At 73.7% G+C, this 20,233-nt stretch carries 14 protein-coding genes; 10 read left to right on the top strand and 4 right to left on the bottom strand.

Going from position 1 to position 20,233, the window contains the following annotated elements:
* The first annotated feature begins 35 nt into the window (after positions 1 to 35).
* From ACE101_RS02255 to ACE101_RS02300, 10 genes are all read left to right on the top strand, one after another.
* Positions 36 to 2,075 (top strand): hydantoinase/oxoprolinase family protein, encoded by a 2,040-nt coding sequence (locus ACE101_RS02255; RefSeq protein WP_379125913.1) that lies wholly within the window; start codon positions 36 to 38, stop codon positions 2,073 to 2,075.
* Positions 2,072 to 3,760, top strand: coding sequence for a hydantoinase B/oxoprolinase family protein (locus ACE101_RS02260; RefSeq protein ID WP_379125915.1), 1,689 nt, complete (start codon positions 2,072 to 2,074; stop codon positions 3,758 to 3,760). The genes ACE101_RS02255 and ACE101_RS02260 overlap by 4 nt, the downstream gene beginning before the upstream one ends.
* On the top strand, positions 3,760 to 4,608 hold the full coding sequence (locus tag ACE101_RS02265; RefSeq protein ID WP_379125916.1) for an FAD binding domain-containing protein: 849 nt from the start codon (positions 3,760 to 3,762) through the stop codon (positions 4,606 to 4,608). Before ACE101_RS02260 ends, ACE101_RS02265 begins: the two co-directional genes overlap by 1 nt.
* Positions 4,608 to 7,364, top strand: a complete 2,757-nt coding sequence (locus ACE101_RS02270; RefSeq protein WP_379125917.1) for a molybdopterin-dependent oxidoreductase — start codon at positions 4,608 to 4,610, stop codon at positions 7,362 to 7,364. The genes ACE101_RS02265 and ACE101_RS02270 overlap by 1 nt, the downstream gene beginning before the upstream one ends.
* Positions 7,365 to 7,686: 322 nt before the next feature.
* Positions 7,687 to 9,201 (top strand): 6-hydroxynicotinate reductase, encoded by a 1,515-nt coding sequence (locus tag ACE101_RS02275; RefSeq protein ID WP_379125918.1) that lies wholly within the window; start codon positions 7,687 to 7,689, stop codon positions 9,199 to 9,201.
* Positions 9,198 to 9,665, top strand: a complete 468-nt coding sequence (locus ACE101_RS02280) for a MarR family winged helix-turn-helix transcriptional regulator (RefSeq protein ID WP_379125919.1) — start codon at positions 9,198 to 9,200, stop codon at positions 9,663 to 9,665. The genes ACE101_RS02275 and ACE101_RS02280 overlap by 4 nt, the downstream gene beginning before the upstream one ends.
* 5 nt (positions 9,666 to 9,670) lie before the next feature.
* A complete protein-coding gene (locus ACE101_RS02285; protein WP_379125920.1) occupies positions 9,671 to 10,531 on the top strand; it encodes a UPF0280 family protein in 861 nt (286 codons plus the stop codon).
* A 287-nt stretch (positions 10,532 to 10,818) separates the two neighbouring features.
* Positions 10,819 to 12,132, top strand: a complete 1,314-nt coding sequence (locus ACE101_RS02290) for an MFS transporter (protein WP_379125921.1) — start codon at positions 10,819 to 10,821, stop codon at positions 12,130 to 12,132.
* 98 nt (positions 12,133 to 12,230) lie between these two features.
* A complete protein-coding gene (locus ACE101_RS02295) occupies positions 12,231 to 13,502 on the top strand; it encodes an arsenic transporter (RefSeq protein ID WP_379125922.1) in 1,272 nt (423 codons plus the stop codon).
* Between the two features lie 6 nt (positions 13,503 to 13,508).
* On the top strand, positions 13,509 to 14,444 hold the full coding sequence (locus tag ACE101_RS02300) for a DMT family transporter (protein WP_379125923.1): 936 nt from the start codon (positions 13,509 to 13,511) through the stop codon (positions 14,442 to 14,444).
* A 46-nt stretch (positions 14,445 to 14,490) separates the two neighbouring features.
* Here the strand turns inward: ACE101_RS02300 and ACE101_RS02305 are convergent, their stop codons facing one another.
* From ACE101_RS02305 to ACE101_RS02320, 4 genes are all read right to left on the bottom strand, one after another.
* Positions 14,491 to 14,724, bottom strand: coding sequence for a hypothetical protein (locus ACE101_RS02305; RefSeq protein ID WP_379125924.1), 234 nt, complete (start codon positions 14,722 to 14,724; stop codon positions 14,491 to 14,493).
* An 82-nt stretch (positions 14,725 to 14,806) separates the two neighbouring features.
* Positions 14,807 to 17,905 carry an EAL domain-containing protein gene (locus ACE101_RS02310; RefSeq protein WP_379125925.1) on the bottom strand — a complete coding sequence of 1,033 codons (3,099 nt, stop codon included), beginning with the start codon at positions 17,903 to 17,905 and terminating at the stop codon, positions 14,807 to 14,809.
* Positions 17,895 to 18,980 carry a TRAP transporter substrate-binding protein gene (locus ACE101_RS02315; protein WP_379125926.1) on the bottom strand — a complete coding sequence of 362 codons (1,086 nt, stop codon included), beginning with the start codon at positions 18,978 to 18,980 and terminating at the stop codon, positions 17,895 to 17,897. The genes ACE101_RS02310 and ACE101_RS02315 overlap by 11 nt, the downstream gene beginning before the upstream one ends.
* A 209-nt stretch (positions 18,981 to 19,189) precedes the next feature.
* The gene (locus ACE101_RS02320; RefSeq protein ID WP_379125927.1) at positions 19,190 to 20,206 is read right to left on the bottom strand and encodes a KpsF/GutQ family sugar-phosphate isomerase; all 1,017 of its coding nucleotides are present in this window, start codon (positions 20,204 to 20,206) and stop codon (positions 19,190 to 19,192) included.
* Positions 20,207 to 20,233 lie beyond the last annotated feature (27 nt).

A 20,233-nucleotide genomic window follows, 5' to 3' on the forward strand; every position in this document is an offset into this window, starting at 1 on the left:
ACCGGCTTCGGCGGTCGCACCCGGGGAGCCGCCCGATGAGACGCGTGGCCGGCATCGACGTCGGGGGCACCTTCACGGACCTCCTCCTCACCGAGGCCGAGCCGGGCGGGCCGCTCCGGGTGCGCCTCGCCAAGGTGCCCACCACCGTGCGCAACCAAGCCGGCGGCGTGCTCGCGGCGATCGCGGCCGCGGAGGCCGCCCCCGCCGATCTCGACCTCGTCATCCACGGCACCACCGCCACCACCAACGCCGTGCTGGAGCGCAAGACCGCCCGGGTCGGCCTCGTCACCACGGCGGGGTTCCGCGACGTGCTGGAACTCGGCCGGCGCACGCGGCCCAAGCCCTACGGGCTGTTCGGCACCTTCGAGCCGCTGATCCCCCGCGACCTGCGCCGCGAGGTGCCCGAGCGCGTGATGGCGGACGGGCGCGTGCGCACGCCCCTCGACGAGGCGGCCGTGCGCGAGGCCGTCCAGGCGCTCCTGGCCGCGGGCTGCGAGGCCCTGGTCATCCACTTCCTGCACGCCTACGCCAACCCGGCCCACGAGAGGCGGGCGGGCGAGATCGCCCGCGAGATCTGGCCGAACGCCTACGTCACCCTCGGCCATTCGCTGCTCTCGGAGTTCCGCGAATACGAGCGGGGCACCACCGCCGCGGTCAATGCCGCGGTCCAGCCGATCCTCGACCGCTACCTGCGCCGGCTCCAGGAGGAGCTGGCCGCCCAGGGCTTCGCCCGCGACCTCCTCGTCATGAACGGCAATGGCGGCACCGTGCCGGCGGGCCGCGTGGTCGAGGCCGCCGCCAAGACCGTGATGTCGGGACCGGCTTCGGGGGTCATGGCCGCCGCCGCGACGCTCGCGCAATCGGGCCTGTCGAACGCCATCACCTACGACATGGGCGGCACCTCCACCGACGTGGCGCTGATCGCGGGCGGCGTGCCGGAGGTCTCGGCGGAGCTGACCCTCGCCTACGGGCTGCCGATCCACCTGCCGATGGTGGACGTGCACACGGTGGGCGCGGGCGGCGGCTCCATCGCCTCGGTCAACCGGGCCGGCATGCTGCAGGTCGGCCCCGAGAGCGCCGGCTCCGAGCCCGGCCCGATCGGCTACGGCCGCGGCGGCACGCGGCCCACCATCACCGATGCCAACCTCGTGCTCGGCCGCCTCGACCCCGAGCGACTCACCGCCGTGCGCGAGGGCGTCTCCCTCGACGCGATCCGCGCCGCCTTCGCGCGCGACCTCGCCGGGCCGCTGGGCATGAGCGTCGAGGAGGCCGCCGCGGCGGTGATCCGCCTCGGCACCGTGCACATGTCGGGGGCGATCCGCATGGTGTCGCTCTCGCGCGGCTACGACCCGCGCGACTTCGTGCTGTTCGCCTTCGGGGGCGCGGGGCCGCTCCACGCGGTGGCGCTCGCGCGCGAACTCGGCATCCCGGAGGTGCTGGTGCCGGCCCGCCCCGGCCTCACCAACGCGCTCGGCTGCCTCGTGGCGGACCTGCGCCAGGACCGGATCAACACCCTCAACCGGCCCCTCGACGGGCTCGACATGGAGTCCCTGCGCGCCGTGCTGGAGGCGCAGGAGGCGGAAGCCCGCGCGGTGATCGAGGAGGAGCGGGCCGAGATCGACGCCGTCGCGGTGACCTACGGCGCCGACATGCAGTTCCGCGGGCAGACGCACCTGATCCGCGTGACCCTGCCCGGCCCGGACATCACCCGGACCGACCTCCAGGCGCTGTTCGAGGCCGCTTATTACCGGCGCTTCCAGGTGCGGCTGCCGGAGATCCGCGCGGTGGTCGTCAACCTCGTCACCTCGGTGATCGGCCGCCGCCGGGCCTTCCCGCTCGCCGCGCTCCTCGATCCGGCCGCCCGCACCGACCTCGCGGGGGCGCGGCTCGGCACCCGCCCCCTCCACGCCGAGGGGCGCTGGCACGAGGCGGCGGTCTATGCCCGCGAGCGCCTGGCCGAGGGCGCCCGCATCGCCGGGCCGGCGGTGATCCAGCAGGTCGACGCCACCACGGTGATCGAGCCCGGCGCCACCGCCACCGTCGACGCCATCGGCAACCTGAGGATCCGCGTATGAGCGCCATCGATCCCCTCACCCTCGCGGTGATCCAGGCCGGGTTGCAGCAGGTCTGCAACGAGATGGACATCGCCTTCTCGCGCTCGGCCTTCTCGCCCGTGATCGCCGAGGCCGACGACCGCTCGGACGGGATCTACGACCGCGACACCGGCGCGCTGATCGCGCAGGGCGAGTACGGGCTGCCGGTCTTCGTCGGCACCATGCAGCACTCGACGGGCGAGCTGATCCGGCTCATCCGCGAGGGGAGGGTGGGGGCGCCCGAGCCGGGCGACGTCTACATCGTCAACGACCCCTATCTCGGCGGCACCCACCTGATGGACGTGCGCTTCGTGCGCCCGGTCTTCGTGGAGGGCGCGCTGTTCTGCTGGCTGCAGAATACCGGCCACTGGCCCGACATCGGCGGCATGGTGCCGGGCGGCTTCTCGGCCCACGCCACCGAGGTGGAGCAGGAGGGCCTGCGCCTGCCGCCGGTCAAGCTGTTCAAGCGCGGCACGATGGATCCGGAGATCGTCTCGATCATCAGCTCCAACATCCGGGTGGCCGACCAGCGCATCGGGGACATCAAGGCGCAGGCGGCGGCGCTCGCGGTGGGCGAGACCCGGCTCAACGACCTCCTCGCCAAGTTCGGCCGCGCCACGCTCGATCAGGCCATCGCGGAGATCCGCGCCCGCTCGGCCGAGCGGATGCGGGCCGAGATCCGCCAGATCCCGGACGGCACCTACCGCAGCGAGGCCTTCGTCGATTCGGACGGGGTGGTGGACGCGCCCTTGCGCATCGCGCTCACCGTGACGAAACGGGACGACACCCTCACCTTCGATTTCGCCGGCTCCTCGCCCCCCTGCCGCGGGCCGATGAACTCGGTCGTCGCAACGACCTACTCGTCGGTCTACCTCGCGGTGAAGCACGTCTTCCCGGACGTGCCGATCAACGCCGGCACCTTCGAGCCCCTGGTGATCCACCGGCCCGAGGGCACCTTCCTCGACGCGCGCTACCCGCGCCCGGTCTCGGGCTGCGCCGCGGAGGTGAGCCAGCGCATCGCGGAAGCCGTGTTCCTCGCCCTCGTCCAGGCGATCCCCGAGCGGGTGACGGCCGCGCCCGCCGGGACCTCCGGCAATTTCGCGCTGGGCGGCTTCGATCCGGAGAAGAACGCCCCTTACGTGATGTACCAGATCACCGGCGGCGGCTACGGCGGCAACGCCGATCACGACGGGTTGTCGAACGGCTGCTCGACCATCGGCATCTCGAAGACCGCGCCGGTCGAGGTGATGGAGCAGTACTACCCGGTGCTGTTCCGCCGCTTCGCCCTGCGCGAGGGCTCCGGCGGGGCGGGCGCCCACCGGGGCGGCTTCGGGGTGCATTACGAGGTGGAGCTGCTGCGGGGCGAGGCCCGCGCCTCCTTCGTGATGGATCACGGCCGCTTCGGCCCGCCGGGCGCGCGGGGCGGGCAGGACGGGGCGCCGAACGTGGTGCGCATCCACCGCGACGGGGAGGTGTTCACGCCGCTCCACCTGTCGAAGGACCAGAACATCGCCATCCGGGCCGGCGACCGGGTCGAGATCATGACCCCGGGGGGTGGGGGCTACGGCGATCCGCGGGAGCGCGATCCGGCGCTGATCGCGCGGGACGTCGGGCGCGGCTACTACACGGCCGAGGAGGCCGAGACGCTGTGGGGGAGGCGGGGCTGATGCGCTACTTCCGGCCCGCCTCCCTCGCCGACGCCCTCGCCATCCGCCGCGAGCACGCGGTCACCGTGCTGGCGGGGGGCACCGACGTCTACCCGGCCGCCGCCACCCGCCGGGCCTGGGGCGACCCCATCCGCACCGACATCCTCGACATCTCCGGCATCGCCGCGTTGCGCGGCATCGCCGAGGAGGGCGACCACTGGCGCATCGGGGCGCTCGCCACCTGGACCGACCTGATCCGCACCGACCTGCCGCCGCTCCTCGACGGGCTCAAGGCCGCCGGGCGGGTGGTCGGCGGGGTGCAGATCCAGAACCGCGGCACCCTCGTCGGCAATGCCTGCACGGCCTCGCCCGCGGGCGACGGCATCCCGAACCTGCTCGCCCTCGACGCGGTCTTCGAGGTCTCGGGCCGCGCCGTCGCCGCCGCCGATTTCTTCACCGGCTACCGCACCACCGCGGCCGGGCCGCACGACCTCGTGACGGCGATCCGCATCCCCAAGCGCGCGGGGCAGGGCCACTTCGAGAAGCTCGGGGCGCGGCGCTACCTCGTGATCTCCATCGCCATGGCGGCCTTCGCGGTCGAGGCCGATCCGGCCGGGCGCGTGCACGACGCCCGCATCGCGGTCGGCGCCTGCGCGGCGGTGGCCCGGCGCCTCGGCGCCCTCGAGGCGGATCTCCGCGGCGTCCCGCTCGCCGAGGCGCCCGGCCTCGTCGGAGCGCACCACCTCGCGGATCTCGCGCCCATTGACGACGTGCGGGCGAGCGCCGCCTACCGCATGGCCGCCGCCCGCGCCCTGGTGGCGGACGGTCTCGCCGCCCTGAACCCGACCTCCGGCCGGAGGGCCGCCTGATGACGCAAGAGACCGCGCTCCCGATCGCCCTCACCGTCAACGGCGTCGCCTGCACGGTCGCGGCGGCGCCCTTCGCGAGCCTCGCCGACACCCTGCGGGAGGGGCTGCACCTCACCGGCACCAAGATCGGCTGCGAGGCGGGCGATTGCGGCGCCTGCACGGTGCTTCTCGACGGCGAGCAGGTCTGCGCCTGTCTGGTGCCGACCGCCCAGGCCGAGGGCCGCGCGGTCACCACCATCGAGGGCCGCGACCCGACCGGGCTGATCGACCGCCTGCGCGACGCCTTCCTGGCCCACGGGGCGGCGCAGTGCGGCATCTGCACGCCGGCCATGATCCTGGCCGCCGCGGACGGGCTGCGCCGCAATCCGCAGCCCGACCGCCGCGCCGTCGCGGACGCCATCGGCGGCGTGCTCTGCCGCTGCACCGGCTACGTGAAGATCGTGGACGCGGTGATGGACGTGGCCCGCGGCGCCAACGCCCTGGCGCCCGCGCCGGAACCCGGCGCCGCCGTCGGCGCCCGGATGGCCCGCATCGACGGGCGCGCCAAGGTCGAGGGCACGGACCGCTTCGGGGCCGACCACCAGCCGCAGGATGCCCTCTGGCTGCGCCTCGTGCGCTCGCCCCACGCGGCGGCCCGCTTCAGCATCGGCGATCTCGGCCCGGTCCTCGCCCGGCATCCGGGCCTGACGCGCATCCTCACCGCCCGCGACATCCCGGGCGAGAATTCCTTCGGGGTCTTTGCCCACATCAAGGACCAGCCGGTCCTGGCCGACGGGCTCGTGCGGATGCGCGGCGACCCGGTCGCGGCGCTGGTCGGCACCCGGGCGGCGGTGGAGGACTTCCCCGATGCCGACCTGCCGGTCGCCTACGAGATCCTGCCCGCCCTCTCCGGCGCCGCGGCGGCGCTGGCGCCGGGGGCCGCCCCGCTCCACGCGGGCGTGCCCGACAACGTGCTCACCCACGGCCGCCTGACGCGGGGCGACGTCGCCGTGGGCCACGCGGCCGGGGCCGCCACCGCGGCGGGCGCCTTCGAGACCGCCTTCGTGGAGCACGCCTATATCGAGCCCGAGGCGGGCTATGCCCGGCGGGTCGGCGACCGGATCGAGGTCACGGCCTGCACCCAGGCCCCGGTGATGGACCAGGAGGACGTCGCCCGCGTGCTCGGCCTCCCCCTCGCCGCCGTGCGGATCGTGCCCACGGCCTGCGGCGGCGGCTTCGGCGGCAAGCTCGACATCTCGCTCCAGCCGATCCTGGCGGTGGCGGCGTGGCTCACCCGCCGGCCGGTGCGGATGGTCTTCACCCGCATCGAGAGCATGGCCTCCACCACCAAGCGCCACCCGGCGACGATCCGGGCCCGGATGTCGGCGGATGCCGAGGGGCGCTTCACCGCCTTCGAGCTCGACGGCGACTTCAACACCGGCGCCTACGCCTCCTGGGGGCCGACCGTCGCGAACCGGGTGCCGGTCCACGCGCCGGGCCCCTACCGGGTGGCGCATCTGCGCAACCGCACCCGGGCCATCTACACCAACGACACCCCGGCCGGCGCCTTCCGGGGCTTCGGCGTGCCCCAGGCCACCCTGGCGGCCGAGACGCTGATCGACGACCTCGCCGAGCGGCTCGGCATCGACCGCTGGACGATCCGCCGCCGCAACGCCCTCGACCACGGCGACACCACCGCCTCCGGGCAGGTGCTGCACGCCTCGGCCGGCCTGCCGCAATGCCTCGATGCCCTGCGCGACGACTTCTTCCGCCTGGTCGCGGAGGCGGAGGCGTTCAACGCCGGCAGCGCCCGGATCCGGCGCGGCATCGGCCTCGCCTGCATGTGGTACGGCTGCGGCAACACCTCGATGTCGAATCCCTCGCGCATGCGCATCGCGCTCGGGAGCGACGGCACGCTCACCTTCCTCAACGGGGCGGTCGATATCGGGCAGGGCTCTTCGACGGTGCTGCTCCAGATCGCCGCCGACGCGCTCGGCCTGGCCCCCGACCGCTTCCGCTCGGTGATCGGCGACACCGACCTGACCTACGACGCCGGAAAGACCTCCGCCTCGCGCCAGACCTTCGTGTCGGGCAACGCGGCGCGGCTCGCGGGCGAGGATCTGCGGCGGCGCATCCTGGCGCTCGCCAATGCCGGGCCGGAGGCGCGGCTCTCCCTCGACGGCGGGCGGCTGTCCATCGCGGACGGGCCGGCGAGCCGCGTGATCGACCTCGCGACGCTTCCCCCCGACGCCACCGGCGCGGTGCTCTCCGGGGAGGGCTGGTACGACCCGCCGACCACCGCCCTCGACGCGGAGGGGCAGGGCATCCCCTACGCCACCTACGGCTTCGCCGCGCAGGTGGCGGAGGTGGAGGTCGACCCGGTGCTCGCCACCGTGCGGGTGAGGCGGATCATCGCCGCCCACGATGTCGGGCGCGCCGTGAACCCGACCCTGGTCGAGGGCCAGATCCACGGCGGCATCGCGCAAGGCTTGGGGCTCGCGCTGATGGAGGAGTTCATCCCCGGCCGCACCGAGAACCTGCACGACTACCTGATTCCCACGGCGGGCGACGTGCCGGAGATCGACGTGCGGATCATCGAGGATCCGGACCCGGAGGGGCCCTACGGCGCCAAGGGCGTCGGCGAGCCGGCCCTGGTGGCGACCGCCCCGGCGATCCTCGCCGGCATCCGCCACGCCACGGGGGCACGACTCACCCGCGTGCCGGTGCTGCCCCACCGGCTGCACGCGGCGCTGCAGGGACGGGAGGCGGCGGAATGACGGGCGTCCGTCAGCAGGCCCGTGCGCAGGCAGCAGGCGCGACGCGGGAGCCGCCGGATCGGAGGCGGGAGCCGCGGGTCACTCAGCCATCGGTCCGGCGTGCAAGGCTCCGCTCCTTGTTGCCCGGACGTCCGGATCGGCCCCCCTTCGTGGCCTTCACAGCGGCTCCTCATGCTGGGGAGCGCGCCGTCCTCCGGTCTGGTTCAGCCGATGAGCCTGCGATCGCGATCGGTGCAGGCCAAGACCGCGCGCGGAAGCGGAGATTCCGCGTCTTGCCTGAAGGACCCAGCTCATCCGGGGATGAGTGCACGCGGAGCCTGCCATGAGCGCTGACGCCCTCTCCGTCGAAGCCCGCTCGAAGAAGTTCGGCGCCGCGGAAGCCGACGGCATCGTGCGCTGCGATGCCTGCCCGGTGCTCTGCCGGATCCGGCCGGGGCGCGCGGGTGCCTGCGCGCGCTACGCCAACCAGGACGGCCACCTCGTGCGCACCGATCCCGTCGTGCTCCTGCACGACACGGTGGAGGCCGGCGGCCCGCTCGTGCCCTTCACGGGCGCCGCGTGGGACGGGCGCGCGCTCGATCCGGCCCGCACCTTCGTCACCGGCATCGGCTCGGGCACCACCTACCCGGACTACAAGCCCGCCCCCTTCATCGTGGCGAGCGAGCATGCGGGGGTCGAGACGGTCACGGTCGTGACCGAGGGCATCTTCAGCTATTGCGGCGTCAAGGTGAAGATCGACACCGACCGCCATCTCGGGCCCGAGCGGGCCGCGATCCGTGCCGGCGGCGAGGAGGTCGGCCACGTCACCACCGCCGAGTACGGCTCGCAGATGCTCTCGATCGGGGGGGTGCGCCACCTCACCGGCGGTTCCAAGAAGGAGGGCAGCGTCACCTGCGAGACGCTGCTCGCGCTCTGCTCCGGCGAGGCCGTGACGCTCACCATCGACCAGGGCCACGAGGTGGTGGTCCAGGCGGGCCGCGCGCCGATCGTGGACGGAGCCCCCGAGCAGCGCATGCGGGTCGGCTGCGGCTCGGCGACGGTCGGCATCTTCGCGCAGCAATGGCTCGGCCACGCCGACGAGGTGATCGTGGTCGACGACCACATCACCGGGGTGCTCACCGAGCATCAGGCCGGCAAGGTGCTGGGCATGTGCCCCTCCGGCATCCGGGTGCGCGGGCGCCGCTCGACCCCCGGGCGCTACTTCCAGGTGGCCAATCCGGGCATCGGCTGGGGCGGCACCGACATCGCCGACCCGCTCGCGATCATCCAGGCCATCGACCCCAAGACCGCGTGGCCGGGCCTGCGCCTGCTGATGACCTCGACCACCGGAGAGCACGCCCTCTGGCTCGTCCTCGACGAGAGCCTCACCCCGGTCCCGGCCGAGATGCCCCCGGCCGTGCGCGCGGTGGTGGAGCGCATCGGCGAGAATTGCGAGCCGTCGCTGTGCACGGTGCTGTTCATGGCGGGCGCCGGCGGCTCCCTGCGGGCGGGCGTGACCGAGAACCCGGTGCGCCTCACCCGCTCGGTGGCGGCCGGCGAGACCCGGGTGACCATGGGCGGGGCGCCCGTGACGGTGTGGCCGGGGGGCGGCATCACGGTGATGGCCGACGTCACGCGGCTGCCCGGCAACGCCTTCGGCTCCGTGCCGACGCCCGCCATCGTGGCGCCGATCGAGTTCACCCTGCCGCGCGCCCTCTATGCCGATCTCGGCGGGCACATGGGCGACGTGGTGGCGATGACCGATCTCCTGCGCGACGTCGGCCCCGGCGCCCGCCACGAATCCTGGCGGTCCGGAAATCCCTGGCCCCTGCGGGGCGGCCCGCGGGAGATTCCGTGAGCGAGCCCGGCCGCCGGCTGGCGGCACCCCGCATCGACCCGGAGGCGGTGCGCGTCTACCGGGTGGAGGAGCAGGTCGGCTACCTGATCCGCCGGGCGCATCAGCGCGCCTCGGCGATCTTCGAGGCCGTGATGCGGGACTTCGACGTCACCCCGGTGCAGTTCACCGCCATGGCCAAGCTCCACGACCTCGGGCCGACCTCGCAGAACCTGCTCGGGCGCCATGTCGGCATCGATCCGGCGACGATGTACGGGGTGGCCCGCCGCCTCGCCGCCCGCGGCCTCGTGCGGCCGACCCCGGATCCAGACGATGCCCGCCTCGTGCTCCTCGCCCTCACCGCGGAGGGCGGTCGCGTGATCGAGGCCATGAAGAGCCGCGGCGCCGAGGTCACCGCCCGCACCCTCGATCCCCTCACCCCGGCGGAGGCGGCCGAATTCAACCGCCTCATCGCCAAGCTCGGCTGACGCCCGTGGAGGGCGCGCGCGTCCAGGCGCTGTCCGGCGGGCGGCTCCACCTCCAGCACGGGCCGATCGACGTGGTGCTGCGGGCCGACGGCGCCGAGGCCGCGGTGGCGCAGGCCTACCGGGCCGTGGCGGCCCGCTTCGCGACCCTGCTCGGCGAACTCGTCGCGGAACTCCCCGAGTTGCGCAAGCCGATGAGCGCGCGGCCCCGTGTGGCGGGCGCGGTGGCCCGCCGGATGGTGGCAGCCTGCCGCCCGCACCGGGATTTCCTGACGCCGATGGCGGCGGTGGCGGGATCGGTGGCGGACGAACTCCTGGCCGCGATGGTGGAGGAGGCCCCCCTCGACAGGGCCTTCGTCAACGACGGCGGCGACATCGCCCTCCATCTCACCGCGGGCGAGACCCTCGCGGTGGGCGTCGCGGGGGATTTCTCGCGCGGCTCGGTGCCGGCCCTGAACGGCCGGGTGATCATCCGCCACGGCGACGGGATCGGCGGGATCGCCACCTCGGGCCGGCAGGGCCGCTCCTTCTCGCTGGGCATCGCGGATTCGGTCACGGTGCTCGCCCGCGACGCCGCGGGAGCCGACGCCGCCGCGACCCTGATCGCCAACGCGGTCGACCTGCCGGGGCATGCGGGCATCCGGCGCGCCCCGGCCGACAGCCTGGATCCGGATTCGGATCTGGGCTCCCGCCCCGTCACGGTGGGCGTCGCCCCCCTGTCGCCCGAGGCCGTGGCGGACGCGCTCGAAGCCGGCCGCGCCCGGGCGGCGGCGATGCGGGCGGCCGGGCTGATCCGCGACGCCGCCCTGATGCTGCAGGGGCAGACGGTGGTGCTCGGCGGGGTGGCCGGCCGGATCCGGGGCGGCTGATCCCGCGCCCGGATCCGGCTATCCGGTCCGCCGCCGCCTCAGCCTACGAGCCGGGTGCCTGGGTAGAAGCGTCACGCGTGCCGCACGGGCCGCCCCGTTCGGGGAGCCTCCGACACTTCGCGGGGCACGATACTGCCCCAGAGGATGTCTCCCGTAAACTTGAACGGAAAACCCACGGTTCTCGCCGGGAACTAATCCCACGCAGCATCAATTATCGCGGCACACCGCTGTGCGGCCGACCGGGCAGCCGGTTCTCCCGTTCCGAATTCAACCTCGCGGAGATCGTCATGAGCGACCTGCGTCCGGCCGCGCGCGCAGCGGACCCGACCCCGTCCACCCGGGCGCTGCGCGGTCTCGATGCCCTGAACTTCTTCCTGGCCGACGTGCGCGACGGCCTCGGCCCCTACCTCGCCATCTACCTCATCGCCGTGCGCGGGCCCGACCAGGGCTGGAACGAGGCGACGGCGGGCCTCGTGATGACCATCGCGGGCATCGCCGGCCTGATCGCGCAGACGCCGGCCGGCGCCCTCATCGACCGCACGCACCACAAGCGGGCCATCGTCATCGCGGGCGCGGTCGCCGTCACCCTGAGCTGCCTCGCGCTGCCCTTCATCACCAACTTCGCGCTCGTCGCCGCCACCCAGTCGCTGGCCGGGATCGCGGGCGCGATCTTCCCGCCGGCCCTGGCCGCGATCACGCTCGGCGTCGTCGGCCCGAAGGCCTTCTCGAAGCGCATCGGCCGCAACGAGGGCTTCAACCACGCGGGCAACGCGGTCTCGGCGGTGATCGCCGGCGTCACCGCCTACTGGTTCGGCCCGATCGTGGTGTTCTGGCTGATGGCGGTGCTGGCCGCCCTCAGCATCGGCGCCATGCTGATGATCCGGGCGGAGGAGATCGACGACGATCTCGCCCGCGGCCTTGATTCCGCCGCCGAGCCCGCGGGCGCCCACCAGCCCGAGGGCTGGCGGATGCTGCTGCAGAACCGCACCCTGGTGCTGTTCGCCGGCCTCGCGGCGCTGTTCCACCTCTCCAACGCGGCGATGCTCCCCTCGGTGGGCCAGCTCCTCACCCACGTCTCGGGCAAGGACTACGCGACCTCGCTCATCGCGGTCTGCATCGTGGCGGCGCAATGCGTGATGGTGCCGATGGCGATCCTGGTCGGCCACAAGGCCGACAGCTTCGGGCGCAAGCCGATCTTCCTCGTCGCCTTCGGCATCCTGGCCCTGCGCGGCGTGCTCTACACGCTCTCGAACAATCCCTATTACCTTGTGGCGGTGCAGTGTCTCGACGGGATCGGGGCGGGCATCTACGGGGCGCTGTTCCCGATCGTGGTGGCGGACCTCACCCGCGGCACCGGCCGCTTCAACGTGGCCCAGGGGGCGGTCGCGACGGCGCAGGGCATCGGCGCCGCGCTCAGCGCCTCGCTCGCCGGCATCATCATCGTGGCGGCGGGCTATTCCACCGCCTTCCTGGTGCTGGCGGCGATCGCGGGAGCGGGCTTCGCCCTCTACCTGTTCCTCATGCCCGAGACCCGCGGGATCGATCCCACCCCGACCCCCTCGGCGAAAGGCGCCGCCCCGCTCGCCGTTCCGGCGGAATGAGCGGGCCCGCGCCAGCTTCTCCTGCTACGCCTCCCTGATCCGACCGGTGCGGAGAGCCGCGCGCAGGCCTCGGCGTGCCTCAGACAGGAGATTCCCGCATGGGCGCGCTCAGCGTCACCCCCACCATCGCGACCTGGAGCATCGCAGCCCTCGCCACCCTCGGGGTGATCCTGCGCCCCCTCGGCTGGCCGGAGGCGATCTGGGCCGTGCTGGGCGCCGCCGCGCTGGTGGGCCTCGGCCTGCTGCCCGCCGGCACGGCCTGGGACGGGGTGCTCAAGGGCACCGACGTCTACCTGTTCCTGATCGGCATGATGCTGCTCGCCGAGGTCGCCCGGAAGGAGGGGCTGTTCGACTGGCTCGCCGGCATCGCGGTGCGCCGGGCGAGGGGCTCGGCGACGCGGCTCTTCACCCTCGTCTACGGCGTCGGCACCGTGGTGACGGTGTTCCTGTCGAACGACGCCTGCGCGGTGGTGCTGACGCCCGCCGTGTACTGCGCCGCCAAGGCCGCCCGGGTGAAGGACCCGCTGCCCTACCTGTTCGTCTGCGCCTTCATCGCCAACGCGGCGAGCTTCGTCCTGCCGATCTCGAACCCGGCCAACCTCGTCGTCTACGCGGCGCACATGCCGCCGCTCCTCGACTGGCTGGCGCGCTTCACCCTGCCCTCCGTGCTGGCGATCGTGGCGACCTACGCCGTGCTGCGCTGGACCCAGGGGCCGACCCTGCGGGCGCAGACGGTCGCCAGCGACGTCCCGACGGCGGACCTCTCCCGCACCGGGCTCGTCGCGGGCCTCGGCATCCTGGCGACGGGGGCCGCGCTGATCGGCGCCTCGGCTCTGGGCCGCGATCTCGGCCTGCCGACCTGCCTCGCGGGCCTCGCCACCGCGCTCCTCGTGCTCGCGCTGAAGCGGGAGGGCGCGGTCGCCGTGGTCAAGGACGTGTCGTGGAGCGTCCTGCCCCTCGTCGCCGGGCTGTTCGTGCTGGTCGAGGCCCTGGAGAAGACCGGCCTGCTCGGCCTCGTCGCCGAGACCCTGCGGAACGCCGCCCGGGCTGCCCCCGCCGGGACCGCGTGGGGTGCCGGCACCCTCGTCGCCGTCCTGTGCAACGCCGTGAACAACCTGCCGGCCGGCCTCGTCGCGGGCGCGGCGGTGCAGGCGGCCGACGTGTCCGACCGGATCGCGGGCGCGATCCTGATCGGGGTCGATCTCGGCCCGAACCTGTCGGTCACGGGCTCGCTCGCCACCATCCTGTGGCTCACCGCCATCCGGCGGGAGGGGCAGGATGTCGGGGCATGGCGCTTTCTGAAGCTCGGCGCGCTCGTGATGCCTCCTGCCCTCCTGCTGGCGCTCGCCGGCCTCCTCCTCGTGCCGTAGGCTCCCGTGAACGCCGCCGCTCTGCTCTACCCCTTCATTCTGGTCGCCGGGGCCCTCCAGGCACTCGGCAACACGATGAACGCCCGCCTGCGCGGGTCGCTCGTGAACCCGTGGCTCGCCGCCACGGTGTCCTTCCTCCCCATCGTCTTCGTGTTCGTGACCCTGTTCGCCGTTCTGCCGGTGCCGCTGCCGACGGCCGAGGGGCTCGCCCGCATGCCCTGGTGGGCGCCCCTCGGCGGCCTCGCGGGGGCGGTCGCGGTGTTCGGAGGGCTCGCCCTCGTCGACAAGGTCGGGGCCGGCCCCTTCAACGGCCTCCTCATCACCGGCAACATCCTCACCTCCCTCGTCATCGACGCCCTCGGGCTGTTCGGGATGCCGGCGGTCGGCTTCCGGCTCCTGCCCTGGCTCGGCGGGCTCCTGATGATCGGCGGCATCGTGCTGATCGCCCGGGCGGGCCGCAGCGGGGCGGGCGCCGGGGAGGCGCGGGCGCACGGGATCGACGGGCGCCTGCTCTACCCCTTCGTGCTCGGGGCCGGCGCCCTCCAGGCCGTGGGCGTCGTTCTCAACGCGCAACTGCGCGGGGCCCTCGTGAATCCCTGGCTCGCGGCGGCGGTCTCATTCCTGCCGATCGTCTTCGTGTTCCTGACGATCTTCCTCCTGCGTCCCGTGCCCCTGCCGAGCCGGCAGGACCTCGCCGGGATGCCCTGGTGGGCGTCCCTCGGCGGCCTCGCGGGGGCGGTGGCGGTGTTCGGGGGGCTGCTCCTCGTCGACAGGGTAGGAGCGGGGGCGTTCAACGGCCTCCTCATCACCGCGAACCTGATGACCTCGCTCGCCCTCGATCATTTCGGCTGGATGGGCATGCCGGTCTGCCGCGCCGGCCCTCACCGGCTCGTCGGCGCCGCCCTGATGGCGGCCGGCATCGCGCTGATCTCGGCGGCGTGAGGCGGCGCGAGGTGCCGATGACGGGCAGAGGGTTCAGGACTTCTCCTCAGGACTTCTCCTCGGCCGGCCCGTGCTTCTGGGGCCGGTGGCCTTCCTGGCCGGGGTTGTTGTGCTTGTTGTGGTCCCGGCTCTCCTGATGATTCGTCGGCGGGCGGACCGGATCGGCGCTGGTGCGGATGCGGGCGCCGCCGCCCGCCGGCACGTTCGGCCCCTCCCGGTGCTCGATGGTGCGCAGTTCCTGGGCGTGGGTCTTGTCGCCGTGAGGCTTCTCGCCGGCCATGGGCCATCCTCCATCGGGTGTCGGGGGCCAACCGCCGGCGGGCCGGCGCTGTTCCGCCCCCGGCCGGCCGTTCCGCGGGCCCTCAGGAGGCGAGCGCCGCCGCCTCCGGCCGCGCCCGCAGGGTCTCGTAGGCGGCGAGGATCGGGCGGGGCCTGCCGAGGAAGTAGCCCTGCGCCTGCCGGCAGCCGACCTTGCGCACGAAGTCGAGCTGGTCGGCGGTCTCGATGCCCTCCGCCGTGGTCGCCATCCCGAGTTCGTCGGCGAGGCCCACGATCGCGCTCACGATGGCGAGCGAGTTCGCCCGCGTCGTCATCTCGCGCACGAAGGACTGGTCGATCTTGATCTTGTGGAACGGGAAGGTGCGCAGGTAGCTGAGCGAGGAGTAGCCGGTGCCGAAATCGTCGAGCACGATCCGCACGCCCCGGGCGCGGAGGCGCTCCAGGATCGCGACGATGCGCTCGTTGCTCTCGAGCAGCGCCGATTCGGTGATCTCCAGCTCCAGCCGCGCCGGATCGAGACCGGACCCGTCGAGGGCCGCCATGATGCGCTCGACGATGTCCTCCCCCCGCAGCTGCACCGGCGAGAGGTTGACCGCCATGCGGATGCCGGGCGGCAGGGCGGCCGCGTCCCGGCAGGCGCGGTCGAGCACGAAGGCGCCGATCGCCTCGATCTGGCCGGTCTGCTCGGCGAGCGGGATGAAGCGCGCCGGGCTCACGCAGCCCCGCACGGGGTGGTTCCAGCGCAGCAGCGCCTCGAAGCCGCAGACGCGCCCCGCCGCGAGATCGAAGACCGGCTGGTAGGCGAGTTCGAACTGCCCGGCGTCGAGCGCCCCCGCGAGATCGGCCTCGAGCGCCAGCCGCTCGTGCAGCCGCGCGGCGATCCGGGTCTCGAAGACGCGGTGCACGCCCCGCCCGCCGGCCTTCGCCTCGTAGAGGGCCATGTCGGCGTTCTTGAGCAGGGTATCGGCGTCCGGCGCGTCCGGCCCCGACAGGGCGATGCCGATGCTCACGCCGATCTGCACCGTCCGTCCGGCGAGGGGATAGGGCGCGCCGAGGGCCGTGATGATCCGGCGGGCCAGGGCCTCGGCGGCGGCGGATTCCGCCGCGCAGGCCACCGCGAACTCGTCGCCGCCGAGCCGGGCGACGATGCCCTGCGTGCCGAGGCAGGCCACGAGGCGCTCGCCGACCGCGGTGAGCAGCGCATCGCCCACCGGATGGCCGAGGGTGTCGTTGACGTCCTTGAAGGCGTCGAGGTCGAGATAGAGCAGGGCGGCCCGGCCCGGCGCAGGCCCGGCGCCTCGCAGGAGATCGTCGAGGCGGCTGCGGAACAGGACGCGGTTGGGCAGGCGCGTCAGCGGGTCGTGATGGGCGAGGAAGCGGATGCGGTCCTCGGCCTCGTGCTGCTCGGTCACGTCCTCGACGATCGCGACGAAGCCGCCATCCGCCATGGGCCGCTGGCTGATCGAGAGGGCGCGCCCGTCCCACCCCGTCACCGTGAAGGTGCCCGACCGCTGGCGGTCGGCGAGATCCCGCAGGCGGGTGCGGATCTGGGCGAGCGCCCCATCGCCCAGGGGGCTGCAGAGGGCGAGGTCGGTGAGGAGGAGGTCGATGGCCGCCCCCGCGGGCAGCGCCTCGGGCGCGACGCCGAGGAACTCGGCGAGGCGGCGGTTGGCCACGATCAGCCGGCCGGCGGCATCCGCCATCAGGAGCCCGTGGGACATGTTGCCGAGGGCCGCGTCGAAGCGCAGGTTCTGGGTGCGCAGGGTGTGGTCGCGCTCGATCAGGGCCGCGTTCTGCGCCTGCACCTCGGCCATGGCGCGCCCCGCCCGGTCGTTGGCCGCCGCGAGGTCCTCCAGCGCGATCTTCAGGGCGGTGATGTCGGTGCGCATGCCGACGATCTCGCCGGTCGCGGTGCGGCGCTCGGTGATGAGCACCCAGCGCCCGCCCGGCAGCAGGCGCTCGAGGGCGCCGTGATCGCCCCGGTGCCACGCCACGACCTCCCGCACGAAGGCCTCGCCGTCCGTCCCGGCCTGCGGATACTGGCCGTGCTTCACGCCGTAGCGGATGATGTCCTCGAACAGCGTGCCCGGGACCAAAGCGGGGGCGCTCGCGGCGTAGAGGTCCCGGTAGCGCCGGTTGAAGGTCACGAGGCGGTCGTCCCGGTCCCACATGACGAAGCCGTCCGCCATCGCCTCGACGGCGCTCTCCAGCATGGTCCGAGCCCGGTCGCGGGCCTCCTGCAGGTCCTGGTACTTGCGCCACGCGACGATGAGCACCGTGCCCGCGAGGAGGAGCATCAGCTCGACCAGCAAGGCCGTGGCGACGATGCGCGTGCGGTCCCGGGCCCAGTCGGCGAGGGCCTGGTCGCTCTCCAGGGTCACCGCCACGGCGACGTCGCCGTAGAGCGTCGGGCGGGTCGCCGCGATGCGCTCCCGGCTCTCGGGGCCGCCGGGCAGGGTGAAGGCCGCCCCGTCGCGGCGAAGGCCGCTGATGGGCTGCGCCAGCGGCTGTCCGGTGGCGAGCTCGTCATGCGGCAGGCCCGCGAGGAGGCGCCCGTCCCGGCGCTCCAGGGCGACCCGCTGCCCCGGCTGCTCGCCGGATTCGGCGAGCAGCGCCCGGAGCGTGGCGAGCGGCACCTCGGCCACCGCCATCAGCTCGCCCTCTCCCGGCAAGGTCACGGTGCGGGCGAGGTAGATCGCCCACTCGCCCGTGCGCCGGCTGTAGGCGGGGCCGGCCAGCACCATCGCGCCCGTGATGCGCTCCGGCATCATCTCGTCGAGGGGGACGATCGCGGAGCGCGCACGGGCCGAGGCCCAGAGCGAGCCGTCGCGCCGCACCAGCATGAGGTCGCGGAACACGAAGCTCTGGACGTTGAGGCCGCGCAGCAGGCGCCCCGCCGCATCGACGGAGATCGCGCCGCGCGCGCCCTCGATGGTGGAGAACAGAACCGGCAGGCTCGCGAGCGCCGCGTCGATCTGCAGGAACTGACGGTTGATCGCGTGGGCGAGGGTCTGGGCCGTGCGCTCGACGTGGCGCTCCGCCCCGTGTCGGGCGGTCTCGCGGGTTCGTTGCAGGAGGAGGGCGCTGCCCCCCAGGAGCGCGCCGGACAGGACGGCGACGCCGGCCGCCACCGCGAGGGTGACGCGCCGCTTCGCGCCGGCCCGGACCGCCTCAGCGCCCACCGGCCCGGATCCCGATCACCGCGGCCAGCGTCGCGTTCCAGGCGTCGATGCAGGAGCCGCCGCAGCGCTCGATCCAGCCCGGCAGCACCGCCTCCTCGAGGAGCCGGCGCCGCCGCGCCTCGTCCCCCGCGCTCACCGGCACCAGGGTCAGCCGGCCGGGGTTCAGATCCGCGCAGCCCGTCTCGCCCGTGCTGCAGGCGAGCCCCCGCGCCGTGTCCTCCTCGGCCATGCGCCAGATCCGGTCCTCGAGGTCGCCGATGCCCTGCCGGAGCATCGCCCGCAGATCGGGCGGCACTTCGCTCCAGGCCTGACGGCTCGCGCCGAAGAACGACACGCCCCAGCTGATCGGGAGGGCATGGATGTGGGTCGTGACCCGGGTCAGGCCGATCTCCGCCCCGCTCAGCGTGCCGGTGATGGCGCAATCCACCACGCCTCGGGTGAGTGCCCCGACCGTCTCGTTGAACGGCACGATGACCGGCACCGCTCCGAGTGCGCGGACCAGCTCAGACTGGTTCACCGAGGAGGTGCGCACCCGCCGGCCGGCCAGGTCGCCGAGCGTCCCGAACGGCCGGGCGCAGTAGAGCACCTGGGCCGGATAGGCGTAGATGCCGAGAAGCTCGATGCCGTAGCGCTCATCCAGCACCCGGCGCAGATGCGGCCGGTAGGCCTCCACGGTCCGCCGCAGGGCCGCCGTGTCGGGGTTGAGGCCCGGGAGGTCGATGGCGCTCAGCTCCGGATCCTCCCCGGCGGCGAGGGAGACGAGGGCGGTGCCGAACGGGACGACGCCGAGCCGCATGAGCTGGAGCATGTCCTCGCCGCGCAGGCCGCTGCGGTCGAAGGGATGGATGCTGGCCTCGATCCGCCCGCCCGAGCGGGCGGCCATCTCGCGCGCCCAGAACGGCTCCTCGAACTGCGTGAACTGGCGCACCCCGGCGAGGCCGCCCACGATCCGCAGCCGGACCGGCTCCTCGGCCCGCGCGGGGCCGGACGCGGCCCCGGCGGCCGCGAGGGCCGCGAGGAGCCACCGGGCGGCCCGGGATCGCAGTCCATCTCCTCGCGGGGCGGTGGCGGTCATGACGGGATGCTCCGGCGCGACCGCCCCGCGCCGGGGAGGCCGCCCTTGTCCGCCATGAGTTGTGGGATCGGGAAGTTAAGGAATTCGCCCGGCCGGCAGAACAACCGTCGGTAGGATTACCGGAGAGTATGACGCCCGGTCGCGGGATCGTCGATCCGCGGATCGGGCCGGCCCCCGGCCGGACCGGGATGCCGGCCCGGCGCAAGGCTTCAGGCGACGCCGATCTGGAGCAGGTCGTGGATGTGCAGGATCCCGACCGGCTTGGCATCCTCGACCACGAACAGGGCGGTGATCTCGCGGCGGTTCATGAGTTCGAGGGCGGCGCTCGCGAAGCCGCCCGGCGGGACGGTGATCGGCGAGGCGGTCATGATCGCGTCGACCGGGCGGTGCAGGAGGTCGCTGCCCATGTGGCGGCGCAGGTCGCCGTTGGTGATCATGCCGACGAGCCGGCCCGCGGCATCGACCACGCCCGCGCAGCCGAAGCGCTTGCCCATGATCGCGAGCAGGGCCTCGGACATCGGGATGCCCTGGGGCACCAGCGGCATCTCGCCCCCGGTATGCATGAGCTGGCGCACGGTCTTGAGCCGGGCCGCGAGCTTGCCGCCCGGGTGGAAGACCTTGAAGTCGCTCGCCGAGAAGCCGCGCCGCTCCAGGAGGGCGATGGACAGCGCGTCGCCGAGCGCGAGCTGCATCACGCTCGAGGAGGTCGGCGCGAGATTGTGCGGGCAGGCTTCCTTGACGAGGGGCAGCGGCAGCAGGATGTCGGCGGCGAGCCCCAGCGTGCTCTGCGGATTCGAGGTGACGCCGATCAGCGTCACGGCGAAGCGCTTGGCGAAGCTCACGATGTCGCCGAGTTCCGTCGTCTCGCCCGACCACGACAGGGCGATGACGATGTCCTGCGGCGTGATCATGCCGAGATCGCCGTGGCTCGCCTCGGCGGGATGGATGAAGGAGGCCGGCGTGCCGGTCGAGGCCATGGTCGCGGCGATCTTGCGGGCGATGTGGCCGCTCTTGCCGATGCCCGAGACGACGACGCGGCCCGGGATGCCGTGGATGGCCGCGACGGCCGCGGCGAAGCCCGCCTTCAGGTCGCCGTCGAGGGCGCGGGCGAGGGCGTGGAGCGCGTCCGCCTCCGTGCGGACCGTGCGGATCGCCGAGAAATGCGCCGCCTCGACGATCTGCCCGAGGCCGGTCTCCGCGGTCTCGGCCGTTTGCAAACGCTCCATCCTGCTCCCTCGACGCCGATGCGCCGG

It is taken from the genome of Methylobacterium carpenticola (genome assembly GCF_042748905.1).
GTDB classification, from domain to species: Bacteria; Pseudomonadota; Alphaproteobacteria; order Rhizobiales; family Beijerinckiaceae; genus Methylobacterium; species Methylobacterium carpenticola.